General features: G+C 71.4%; 12 protein-coding genes. 9 read left to right on the forward strand and 3 right to left on the reverse strand.

All coding sequences use genetic code 11. The annotated features are described in order from the left end of the window. Positions 1-198 precede the first annotated feature (198 nt). The gene (locus VF139_00350; protein ID HEX6849825.1) at positions 199-828 is read left to right on the forward strand and encodes a cation transporter; all 630 of its coding nucleotides are present in this window, start codon (positions 199-201) and stop codon (positions 826-828) included. A 127-nt stretch (positions 829-955) separates the two neighbouring features. Here the strand turns inward: VF139_00350 and VF139_00355 are convergent, their stop codons facing one another. Then, positions 956-1495, reverse strand: coding sequence for an NUDIX hydrolase (locus VF139_00355; GenBank protein ID HEX6849826.1), 540 nt, complete (start codon positions 1493-1495; stop codon positions 956-958). Positions 1496-1500: 5 nt separating this feature from the next. After that, complete coding sequence (locus VF139_00360) at positions 1501-1683, reverse strand: hypothetical protein (GenBank protein ID HEX6849827.1); 183 nt, start codon at positions 1681-1683, stop codon at positions 1501-1503. 84 nt (positions 1684-1767) lie between these two features. Between VF139_00360 and VF139_00365 the strand changes: the two genes are divergently transcribed. The 7 genes from VF139_00365 (at position 1768) to VF139_00395 (ending at position 7096) form a co-directional block, all read left to right on the forward strand. Next, positions 1768-2202 carry an NfeD family protein gene (locus VF139_00365; protein HEX6849828.1) on the forward strand — a complete coding sequence of 145 codons (435 nt, stop codon included), beginning with the start codon at positions 1768-1770 and terminating at the stop codon, positions 2200-2202. A 10-nt stretch (positions 2203-2212) separates the two neighbouring features. Then, a complete protein-coding gene (locus VF139_00370; GenBank protein ID HEX6849829.1) occupies positions 2213-3160 on the forward strand; it encodes a stomatin-like protein in 948 nt (315 codons plus the stop codon). Beyond that, a complete protein-coding gene (locus VF139_00375) occupies positions 3160-3489 on the forward strand; it encodes a (2Fe-2S) ferredoxin domain-containing protein (GenBank protein ID HEX6849830.1) in 330 nt (109 codons plus the stop codon). The genes VF139_00370 and VF139_00375 overlap by 1 nt, the downstream gene beginning before the upstream one ends. Further along, a complete protein-coding gene (locus VF139_00380; protein ID HEX6849831.1) occupies positions 3486-4214 on the forward strand; it encodes a glycerophosphodiester phosphodiesterase family protein in 729 nt (242 codons plus the stop codon). The genes VF139_00375 and VF139_00380 overlap by 4 nt, the downstream gene beginning before the upstream one ends. Next, on the forward strand, positions 4211-5299 hold the full coding sequence (gene mutY / locus VF139_00385) for an A/G-specific adenine glycosylase (protein ID HEX6849832.1): 1089 nt from the start codon (positions 4211-4213) through the stop codon (positions 5297-5299). The genes VF139_00380 and mutY overlap by 4 nt, the downstream gene beginning before the upstream one ends. A gap of 518 nt (positions 5300-5817) precedes the next feature. After that, positions 5818-6477 carry a sigma-70 family RNA polymerase sigma factor gene (locus tag VF139_00390; protein HEX6849833.1) on the forward strand — a complete coding sequence of 220 codons (660 nt, stop codon included), beginning with the start codon at positions 5818-5820 and terminating at the stop codon, positions 6475-6477. Continuing rightward, the gene (locus tag VF139_00395) at positions 6470-7096 is read left to right on the forward strand and encodes an alpha/beta fold hydrolase (protein ID HEX6849834.1); all 627 of its coding nucleotides are present in this window, start codon (positions 6470-6472) and stop codon (positions 7094-7096) included. Before VF139_00390 ends, VF139_00395 begins: the two co-directional genes overlap by 8 nt. Here the strand turns inward: VF139_00395 and VF139_00400 are convergent. Further along, complete coding sequence (locus tag VF139_00400) at positions 7065-8750, reverse strand: SulP family inorganic anion transporter (GenBank protein HEX6849835.1); 1686 nt, start codon at positions 8748-8750, stop codon at positions 7065-7067. The two genes, VF139_00395 and VF139_00400, sit on opposite strands and share 32 nt — an antisense overlap. Positions 8751-8813: 63 nt before the next feature. Between VF139_00400 and VF139_00405 the strand changes: the two genes are divergently transcribed. Then, positions 8814-10868, forward strand: a complete 2055-nt coding sequence (locus VF139_00405; protein ID HEX6849836.1) for a S46 family peptidase — start codon at positions 8814-8816, stop codon at positions 10866-10868.

A 10868-nucleotide genomic window follows, 5' to 3' on the forward strand; every position in this document is an offset into this window, starting at 1 on the left:
CGCGGTTCGCCCCCGACGCCTTCCCGGAGCTCAAGCGGTTCTACGACGCGATCGCGGCGGCGCAATCGACACCGATCCCGGTCGGATGGTGAGCGCGCGGGCCGTCTTCGCGATCGTCGGAGTGCTGGGGACCGGCGCGGGGGGATCGCTCGTCGCCGACCGCACGGCGCTATCCTTCACGCGGGAGGAGCCGCGCCTTTGACCCTCGTCCGCATCGGCCACGCCGGCCCCGATCCCGCGCTCGTCGCCCGCGGCCGCCGCCTCGAATACCTGACGCTCGGCTGGAACGTCGTCGAGGGCATCGTCTCCGTCGTCGCCGGGGCGCTCGCGGGGAGCGCCTCCCTCGTCGGCTTCGGCGTCGACTCGTTCATCGAGAGCCTGTCGGGCGGCGTGCTCCTGTGGCGCCTGCAGGACGGCGAGGAAGGCGAGGCGCGCGAGCGGCTGGCGCTGCGCCTGGTCGGGATCTCGTTCCTGCTCCTCGCCGCCTACGTCGCGTGGGAGTCGGTCGAGAAGCTCGTCACCCGCGAAGGCCCCGGTTCGAGCCCCCTCGGGATCGCGATTGCGGCGCTGTCGCTCGTGGTGATGCCGATCCTCGCACGGGCGAAGCGGCGGGTGGCCTCCGGACTGGGGAGCCGCGCGCTGCACGCCGATTCGCGTCAGACCGATCTCTGCGCCTACCTCTCCGCGATCCTCTTGGTCGGGCTCGCCCTCAACGCCGCGTTCGGCTGGTGGTGGGCCGACCCCGTCGCGGGCGTGGCGATGACGCCGATCATCGTGAAGGAAGGGATCGACGCCCTGCGCGGCGAGCGCTGCGCGTGCGAAAAATAGGGACAGCAACCTATTTCGCAACTAGGGACATTCACCGTATTTCTCCAAGCCCGAAGCGCACGTTACGGGCTTGGAGAAATACGGTGAATGTCCCTAGTTGCGAAATAGGTTGCTGTCCCTATTTTCACTAACGCGGACTGAGAATCCCCAGCCGGTAGAACGCCGCGACGACGAGCGCGTGCGAGATCGTCCCGTCGGCGATCAGCTTCGGGACGTCGTCGAGGGGGACCGTGTCCACCTCGAGCTCCTCGTTTTCGTCGGGTTGCGCCGGCCCGGCACGGTACGCGCCGCGGGCGAGAAAGGTGTGGCAACGGTTGTTCTGGATCGCCGGGTTGGGGTGCACGCACCCCAGGCTGACGAACTCCCGGGCGTCGTATCCCGTCTCCTCCCGGAGCTCGCGACGGGCGGCCTCGCGCGGATCCTCGCCGCGATCGCACATCCCGCCGGGGATCTCGAGGGTCACGCCGTCCACGCCGAAGCGGAACTGGCGCACGACCACGACGCGGTCGTCGTCGGTCAGCGGGATGACGTTGATCCAGTCCGGGGCGTCGACGACCAGGAACTCGCGCGACTCGCCGTCGGAGGGGCGCGCGTAGCGGACCCGGTCCAGGTCGAAGATCTTGAAGGCTCCGAAGCGCTCGGCGGACAACCGCCGCCAGGGACGCAACGCGACTACTCCTTCTTCTTCGCCTTCCGGGCGGAGCCGTCCAGCACGCGGCGGCGGCGCTGGAGGCGCCGGATCTTCTTCTTGGCGGTGCGAAGCTTCGGCGCGTCGAGCGTGGCGCCCTTCTCGGCGAGCTTCTTCTTCAGCTTGGCCGTTCGCTCGCGCAGCGCCTCGGCGTTCTTGTTCGGCATCGCGGTTCTCCTGAGAAAAGACGGGGATCCTAACACACGCCGCCGGCGTGCTAGCCTGAGGGGCACACCTCGAGGGGGTGACCCGTGATCTGGTGGTTGTGGGTCCTGCTCGGCATCCTGTTCCTCGCGATCGAGCTCCTGACGCCGGGCGGTTTCTACGTCCTGTTCTTCGGCGTCGGCGCGCTCGCGACGGGGCTTCTCGTGGCACTGGGGGTCGTCGAGCCGGTCTGGGCGCAGTGGCTGACGTTCACGATCCTCTCCGTGGCGACGCTGGGGCTGTTCCGCGGAAAACTCCTGCGCCGGATGAGCGTGGGGCCGCAGCAGGGGGCGCCGATCGACTCGCTCGTGGGGGAAGCGGCCGTGGTGACCGAGACCGTGCCCGCCTCGGGCGTCGGTCGCGCGGAGCTGCGCGGCTCGGCGTGGAGCGCCCGCAGCGGGTACCCCGACCCGATCCCGGCGGGAACGCGTTGCCGCGTCGAGCGCGTCGAAGGCCTCACCCTCTGGATCCGTCCCGACTAAGGAGACCGTCATGTTCAGCGGCATGGGAGCGTTGATCGTCGTCGTCGTCCTCGCCCTGTTCGTCCTGATCGTCCTCGCGAAGACGGCCGTCGTCGTCCCGCAGCAGAGCGCCTACGTGGTCGAGCGGCTCGGGAAGTACTCGGGGACCCTCGACGCCGGCTTCCACATCCTCGTCCCCTTCTTCGACGTGATCCGCTACAAGCACTCGCTGAAGGAAAACGCCGCCGACATCCCCGAGCAGATCTGCATCACGAAGGACAACGTGCAGGTCGCCGTGGACGGCGTGTTGTACCTGAAGGTCATGAACCCCGAGCGCGCCTCGTACGGCGTCGCCGACTACATGTTCGCCATCAGCCAGCTCGCCCAGACGACCCTTCGGTCGGAGATCGGCAAGATCGAGCTCGACCGCACCTTCGAGGAGCGGACCAACGTGAACATCGCGGTCGTGCACGAGCTCGACAAGGCCTCCGAGCCCTGGGGGATCAAGGTCCTCCGCTACGAGATCAAGAACATCACGCCCCCCAAGGACGTGCTCGCGGCGATGGAGAAGCAGATGCGCGCCGAGCGCGAGAAACGCGCGGTCATCCTGTCCTCCGAGGGCGAGCGCGATGCGGCGATCAACACCGCCGAGGGGCAGAAGCAGCAGGTGATCAAGGCGTCCGAGGCCAACAAGCAGCAGCAGATCAACGAAGCGGACGGCGCCGCCGCCGCCATCCTCGCGATCGCCAGCGCGACCGCCGAGGGGATCAGCAGGGTCGCCCAGTCGATCGAGAAACCCGGCGGCTTCGAGGCGGTGCAGCTGCGCGTCGCCGAGCAGTACATCACCCAGTTCGGCCACCTGGCCAAGGCCGGGAACACCCTCGTCGTCCCCACCAACCTCGCCGACGTGTCGTCGATGCTCGCGCTCGCGATGAACGTGATCGGCAAGAAGGCGCCGACTCCTCCCGCGGGGCGCTGATGCCCCTCTACGAGCGTCACGTCTTCGTCTGCGAGAACCGCCGTCCGGACGACGACCCTCGCGGCTGCTGCGCCGCCAAGGGGGGAAAGGAAGTCCGGGAGGCGCTCAAGTCCGCGGCGAAGGAGGCCGGGCTCAAGGGTCGCGTGCGGGTCAACACCGCGGGATGCCTCGATCAATGCGCCCACGGCGTCACCGTCGTCGTCTACCCCGAGGCCGTCTGGTACGGGGGCGTCACCCTCGACGACGTCGACGCGATCGTGAAGGAGCACCTCGTCGGGGGCCGGCCGGTCGAGCGGCTGCGGCCGGCCCACCTGCGTCCGGACAAGTGACCCCCTTCCTCGTCGTGGGGCACCGGGGAGCCGCCGCGCGCGCCCCGGAGAACACGCGGGCGTCCCTGAAGGCCGCGCTCGACGCCGCCGCCCCCGCGGTCGAGATCGACGTCGCCCTCTCCGCCGACGGGCGCGTCGTCCTCCTTCACGACCGCACCCTCGATCGCACCACCTCCGCGCGCGGCCCGGTCCGGAGGAAGCGCTGGGACGAGCTCCGCCGTCTCGACGCCGGATCGTGGTTCGCGGCGCGGTTCGCCGGCGAAGCGATGCTCGACCTCGACGGTGCGCTCGATCTCGTCCGGGATCGCGCCCGCCTCGTCGTCGAGATCAAGGACGCCCTCGCGGTGGACGCCGTCCTGGCCGTGCTTTCGCGCCGCGGCGCCGAGCGCGCGGTCACGATCTCCTCGTTCGCCTGGGAGGCGCTCGCCGTCGCGCGCCGACGCCACCCGGGGATCGACCTCGCCGCGACCGTCAAGCGGCTCGAGCGCCGCGATCCCGTCGCGTTCGCGGTGTCGATCGGCGCCTCCGCCCTCCATCCGAACCGCGCGCTCGCGACGCCGGCCTGGGTGGAGCGGGCGCACGAGGCGGGTCTTTCGGTGATCCCGTACACCGTCAACGGCGCGGCGGAGCTGGATCGCGTTCTCCGCGCGGGGGCGAACGGATGCTTCACCGACGACCCGGGTGCGCTGTTGCGCCTGCTGGCGCGTCGCGGTCTGGCCCCGTGACGATCCGTAACCGCCGCGCGCCGCTGCTGCGCTGGTATCGCCGCCACCGTCGCGACCTTCCGTGGAGGCGAACGCGCGACCCCTACGCGATCTGGGTGTCGGAGGTGATGCTCCAGCAGACCCAGGTCGCGACCGTCCTCCCGTTCTACGTCCGGTTCCTCGAGCGTTTCCCCGACGTCGCCGCGCTCGCCGCCGCGACGGAGGAGCAGGTCCTCGCCGCGTGGAGCGGACTCGGGTACTACCGCCGCGCCCGCCTGCTGCGGCAGGGTGCGCGCCGGGTCGTTTCGGAGCACGGCGGGTCGATTCCGGACACGGTCGAGGGGTTGCTCGCGATCCCCGGGATCGGGCGGTACACCGCGGGGGCGATCGCGAGCGTGGCCTTCGCGCGCGCGGCGCCGATCGTCGACGGGAACGTCAAGCGGGTCTTCGCGCGGTGGCTGGCGGAGCCGGCTCCCGCGCCCCGACGCCTTTGGGCGTTGGCGGCGGAGATCGCACCGGGGGCCGATCCCGGGGACCTCAACCAGGCGCTGATGGAGCTCGGCGCGACCGTGTGCACCCCGCGAACGCCCCGCTGCGGGGCCTGTCCGGTCTCGCGGACCTGCGCGGGGCGGGCCGCCGGAGCCCCGGAACGATTCCCCGCCCCCGCGGCGGCCAGACCGATCCGTCCGGTCGCGGCGGCCGTGGCGCTGATCGTGCGCCGCGGAAGGGTGCTCCTCGAACGGCGCCGCCCCGAAGGCCCGCTGAGGGGCGCGTGGGACCTGCCCGCCCGGCGCATTCCGTCGCGCCGCGACGGCCGGGACGTTCTGAAGGCCGCCCTTGCCGGCGATCACGGCCTCGACGCCCGCGACTTCTCGAAAGCGGGGGTCGCGAGGCACGCGATCCTCGACCAGCGGCTGACCCTTTCGGTCTATACGGCCACCCCGTCGGGGCGCTCGCCCTCCCCGGACCTGCGGTGGGCTTCGCTCGCGGCGCTCGCGGCCGAACCGGTCTCCGGCGCGACGCTCAAGATCCTCCGGGCGAACGGTCCGGGCCTTCCCTCCATCAGCGGGAGCGCGCCGAAGGCGAGGTCGAAGCCGGCGCCGTAGGCCAACCACGCGGTGGTCACGATTCCGATCGGCCCGCGAACCCCGGCCCACCCCATCGCGACGAGCACCACCGCGGTGATCGCCGCCGGGGGGTAGAGCGCGAGCCGAACCGCGGGAACGAGACGGACCGACCCGCGAACCGCCCTGCCGACCAGGAATCCGCCGACGACCCCCGCACCGAGCGCCCACGCCTCGAGCCAGCGCAGGAACTCGGTCTCGATCCCCCCGAGCCTCCGCCATGGGGAGGCGACCGCCCACAAGACGAGGATCCAGGCGCAAAGCCACGCATGACCGGCGGCGACACGGACGAATTTTCTCGACAAGGGACACGCTTCCCGAGGAGGCGGGAAACGGGACGCGGCGAATCTGCGCCCCGGAGGAGATCCGGGCAAGGACGCCGGTTTCCGGCGGGCAACCCCGCGGATGCCGTGTCCGCATGATCGGGGGGCGCCGCGCAATCGGCACCCTCCCGTCGCGCCGGGCGGGGGTACGTTCGGCGCAGCGAAACGGGGGGGCCTATGAGCCCGGATCGCGCGTTGGAACATTGGCGTCTGGTGGAGGAGCACCTCCCGCAGGTGCGCCGTCTCGCGAGGAGCTTCCGCGGCCTGCGCGTGTCCACCGAGGATCTCGCCGCCGAGGGGGTGCTCGGCCTGTTCGAGGCCGCCTCCCGTTTCGACCCCGGGCACGGGGTCAAGTTCTCGACGTACGCCTCGTGGTGGATCCTCAAGCGCATGCGCGAGACCCTGGCCGCGAACACGTCGATCGTGCGCCTGCCGCGCCACCGGCGGGAGGACGGCACCCCGCGCCCCTCGATCCGGGACGTCTCCCTGGAGGACCCGGTCCGCTTCGGGGCGACCTTGTCCCTTCACGACGTGCTCGCCGAGACGTCGACGCCGCGTCCCGACGAGCACCTGGTTCGCGAGGACGGCAGGCTGCGCGTCGAGCGCCTGCTGCGCGCGCTCCCGCCCCGGCACCGCGAAGTGCTCGAGCGCCGCTTCGGCCTCGACGGCCGCCTCGCCGAGCCGCTCGCCACGCTCGCGACCGAGTTCGGGCTGAGCCGGGAGCGGATCCACCAGATCGAGCGCGAGGCGATCGAGCGGCTGCGGCGGCTGCTGCGCCGCCGTCCCCCCGTGGCGTCCCCGAGGGCCGCGCGTCCACAATGCGCGGCCGATGGGTGACGTCCGCCGCCTCTGGATCGAAGGCCCGACCGGAAGACTCGAAGCGGCCCTGCGCTCCGCGGCGGCCCCGTGCGCGACCGCCGTGATCGCGCATCCGCACCCGCTCTACGGGGGCACCCTCCACAATCCGGTGGTCTTCCACGCCGACCGCGAGCTCAACCGGGCGGGGCTGATCACGCTCCGGTTCAACTTCCGCGGCGTCGGCGAGAGCGACGGCTTCCACGACGAGGGACGCGGGGAGATCGCCGACGTCGCGGCGTGCGCCGCGTGGATTCGCGGCCTCACCCCCGAGCTTCCGCTCGTGCTCGTCGGGTATTCGTTCGGATCGCGCTGCTCGATCCTGCACGCCCTCGAGGACCGCCGTGTCGCCGCGGTGGTCGCGGTCGGGCTCCCGTTGCGGGTGCTCGACCTCTCCGCGGTCGCCGCGCTCGACCGGCCTCTGGGGGTCGTTCAGGGCTCGCGCGACGCGTTCGGGTCCCCCGACGAGGTGCGGGCGCTCGCGCCCCGCGCGGACGTGCGCGTCCTCGACGGGGCGGAGCACCTGTTCCCCGGGCGCGCTCCCGACGCGGGGCGCGCGGTCGCGGAGGTCACGCGGGACCTGTTGTCGCGACTCGCCTAGCCTCGTACAGGGTCTTCGCCCGGTCGAGCGCCGCGAGAACGTTGTCGCAGATGTTCTCGGGGCCGATCCGCCGGTCGAACCCGCTGCGGGCCATCAGGGCGCGCGGCTGCGAAGGAGCCCCGCACACGATCAGCGAGCGCCCGGTCTCGTGAAGGCGCTCCGCGAGGTCCTCGAAGGCGAGCAGGCCCGTCGCGTCGATCGCCGTCATGTTCCGCAGGCGCAGGATCACGATCGGCGGCTGGGAGGCGAGGTGCTCGGAGACCGCGGCGATCTTGTCGGTCGAGCCGAACAGGAACGGCCCGTGGATCCGGTAGATCGCCACGTAGTCGGGAATGTCCTTGTCCTGGAGGGTGTGGGCGTACCCCTCCTTGACGTAGTCGTGGGTCACGCGCGAGACGGTCGTCGTCGTCGTCACGGTCCGCAGGAACAGGAACACCGCGAGGATCATCCCCGCCTCGACGGCGACGGTGAGGTCGGCGAAGACGGTGAGCGCGAACGTGACCGACCAGACGGCGATCTCGGGCCTGGTCAGGCGCACCAGCTCCGGGATCTGGCTCCACTCGCCCATCGTGTAGGCGACGACCATCAGGATCCCGGCGAGCACGGGCATCGGGATGTAGGACGCGAGCGGGGCCGCGAACAGGAGCACCGCGAGCAGGGTGAGCGCGTGCACGATCCCGGCGACGGGCGTCCTCGCGCCGGTCCGGATGTTCGTCGCCGTCCGCGCGATCGCGCCGGTGGCGGGCAGGCCTCCGAACATCGGAGACGCGACGTTGGCCACCCCCTGGGCGATCAGCTCGACGTTGGGGTTGTGCTTGTCGCCGCTCATGCGGTCGGCGACGACCGCGGACATGAGGGACTCGATCGCACCGAGCATCGTCACGGTGAGCGCGGGGCTGAGCAGGGCGAGCACGAGCTCGGGGCGGAACGACGGCAGGTCGAACGACGGAAGGCCGGTCGGGATGCCGCCGAAACGGCTTCCGACCGTCTCGAGCGGGAGGCCGGCCGCCCAGGTCAGGAACGTCCCCCCGAGCAACACGAGCACCGTCCCGGAGATCCTCGGAACGTAGCGGCGCAGCACGAGGATGACGACGACGCAGGATCCCGCGAGGACCGTCGCGAGCCACGACGCCGTCTCCGCGTGGGCCCAGAGCGCCTCCATGCGGCCGAGGAACTCGCCGGGAACGTGGTCGACCCTCAGGCCGAAGAAGTCCTTGAGCTGGGTGGAGGCGATCAGAACGGCGATGCCGTTGGTGAACCCGACGACGACCGGGCGCGGGATGAACTTGACGAGCGTGCCGAGGCCGGAGACGCCCATGAGCACGAGAAAGACCCCCGCCATCATCGTGCACATGAACAGGCCGTCGACGCCGTGTTGCGCGACGATCCCCGACACGACGACCACGAACGCCCCGGTCGGCCCGCCGATCTGGCAGCGCGAGCCCCCGAGCGCGGAGACGAGGAACCCGGTCACGATCCCGCAGTAGATCCCGGCCTGCGGCGGCAGGCCCGAGGCGATCGCGAACGCCATCGCGAGGGGCAGGGCGACGAGGCCGACGGTGATCCCCGCCAGGAGATCGGCGCCGAAGGTCCGCGCGTCGTAGCCCGACTGCAGCGCGAGCACCGACTTGGGAAGCCAGGGTTTGAGGTCCAAGACGTCCCGCAACGTAGGACGCGCGGGGCGGCCCGGTCAAGTCGCCGCTGGTAGGATGCCGCGATGCGACGCCTGATCCTTCTCCTGACGGTGTTGTCCGCTTCCTCCGTTCCCGCCGACGAAGGGATGTGGACCTTCGACAACTTCCCTTCGAAGACGGTCGCGCAGCGGTACGGCTTCGAGCCCGACGCCGCGTGGCTCGAGGGGGTGCGCCTGGGGATGGTGCGACTCGGCGGATGTTCGGGGAGCTTCGTCTCCCCCGACGGACTCGTCCTCACGAACTACCACTGCGTGGCCGGCTGCGTGCAGCGGCTGTCCACCGCGGAGCGCGACCTCGAGAAGACCGGCTGGGTCGCGGCGAAGCCGGAGGAGGAGCTCGCCTGCAGGGAGAGCGAGATCACCCAGCTCGTCGAGATCCGCGACGTGACCGCGCAGATCCGCGTCGCGGTCGACGGTCTCGAAGGGGGCAGGTTCAACGACGCCCTGAAGGCCGAGAAGGCCAAGCTCGAGCGCGCGTGCGCCGTCGACGAGAAGACCCGCTGCGACCTCGTGAGTCTCTACCAGGGCGGGCTGCACCACCTCTACCGCTACCGGCGCTACGCCGACGTCCGCCTGGCGTGGGCCCCCGAGTTCGCGATCGGTTTCTTCGGCGGCGACCCGGACAACTTCAACTTCCCGCGTTGGAACCTCGACGCGGCGCTCCTGCGCGTGTGGGAGGACGGCAAGCCCGCGCCGACGCCGCACCACTTCCCCCTCGCCGCGGACGGCGCGCGCGAAGGGGACCTCGTCTTCGTCCCCGGGAACCCCGGCGGGACCTCGCGTCTGGACACGGTCGCCGACCTGCAGTTCGCCCTGGACTCCGTTTACCCCCGCACCATCCCCCTCCAGACGGAGCTTCGCGGCGTCCTCTCGGAATTCGCGACCCGCAGCCCCGAGGCCGAGCGCGTGAGCCGCAACGAGCGGATCTACCTCGAGAACTCGATCAAGGTGTGGCGACAGGAGCATCGCGCCCTCCTCGACGCCGAGCTGATGGCGGTCAAGACGCGCGAGGAGCGCGAGCTCCGCGAGCGCGTCGAAGCCGACCCGGAGCTGAAGGAGCGATACGGCGACGCCTGGGAGCGGATCGCGCGGGCCCTCGATGCGTACCGCCCCCTCGCCGAGCGCGCGGCGTACGTTTCCTCGACGTCCGGCTTCCGCGGCGACCTGTTCTCGTGGGCGCGCTCCCTGGTCCGAGCGGCGGCGGAGCTCCCCAAACCCGACGCGGAGCGCCTGCCGGAGTTCGCGTCGGCGCGGCTGCCCCGTCTGCGGCAGGGCCTGCTCGCCCCCAAGCCGGTGAGCGCCGAGCTCGAGGTCGCGCGGCTCTCCTACTCCCTCGAGGCCATGCGCCGCGCCCTCGGCCCCGACGATCCCTTCGTGAGGCGGGTGCTCGGCGCGCGCTCCCCGCGCGAGGCCGCGGAGACGTTCGTGTCGGGGAGCCGGCTCGGCGACCCCGCCGTGCGCAAAGCGCTCCTCGACGGGGGCCAGGCGGCGATCGACGCCAGCGAGGACGCCATGATCCGTCTGGCGGCCCTCGTCGATCCCGAGGCGAGGGCCCTGCGCCGCAGGATCGAGGACGAGATCGAGTCGGTCCTCGAGCGCAACCGGGAACGGGTCGGCAAGGCCCGGTTCGAGGTGTACGGCACGTCGGTTTACCCCGACGCGACCTTCTCGCCGCGACTGTCGTTCGGGGCGGTGCGCGGCTGGATCGAAAAGGGCGAGCCCGTCCCCCCCTTCACGACCCTGCGCGGCCTGTTCGCGCGGGCGACCGGACGCGAGCCGTACGCGCTCCCCGAGCGCTGGCTCGCCGCGAGAGATCGGCTGGATCTCGACACGCCGTTCAACTTCGTGACGACGAACGACATCACCGGCGGAAACTCCGGCTCGGCGGTCGTCGACCGCACCGCCCACGTCCTCGGCGTCGCCTTCGACGGAAACCTCCACTCGATCGGCGGAGAGTACCTTTACGACCCCGCGCGCAATCGGATGGTCGCGGTCGACGCGCGGGCGATCCTCGCGGCGCTCGAGAAGGTCTACGGGGCGAAGCGGCTGGCGGAGGAGCTCCGGAAGGCGATGCGCTAA

The organism is Candidatus Polarisedimenticolaceae bacterium, from assembly GCA_036376135.1.
GTDB lineage: Bacteria > Acidobacteriota > Polarisedimenticolia > Polarisedimenticolales > DASRJG01 > DASVAW01.

Coding starts and splice junctions, on each gene's coding strand:
- VF139_00360 (HEX6849827.1), bottom strand. CDS start 1,683: ATGCCGAACAAGAACGCCGAGGCGCTGCGCGAGCGAACGGCCAAGCTG.
- VF139_00370 (HEX6849829.1), top strand. CDS start 2,213: ATGTTCAGCGGCATGGGAGCGTTGATCGTCGTCGTCGTCCTCGCCCTG.
- VF139_00375 (HEX6849830.1), top strand. CDS start 3,160: ATGCCCCTCTACGAGCGTCACGTCTTCGTCTGCGAGAACCGCCGTCCG.
- VF139_00390 (HEX6849833.1), top strand. CDS start 5,818: ATGAGCCCGGATCGCGCGTTGGAACATTGGCGTCTGGTGGAGGAGCAC.
- VF139_00395 (HEX6849834.1), top strand. CDS start 6,470: ATGGGTGACGTCCGCCGCCTCTGGATCGAAGGCCCGACCGGAAGACTC.
- VF139_00405 (HEX6849836.1), top strand. CDS start 8,814: ATGCGACGCCTGATCCTTCTCCTGACGGTGTTGTCCGCTTCCTCCGTT.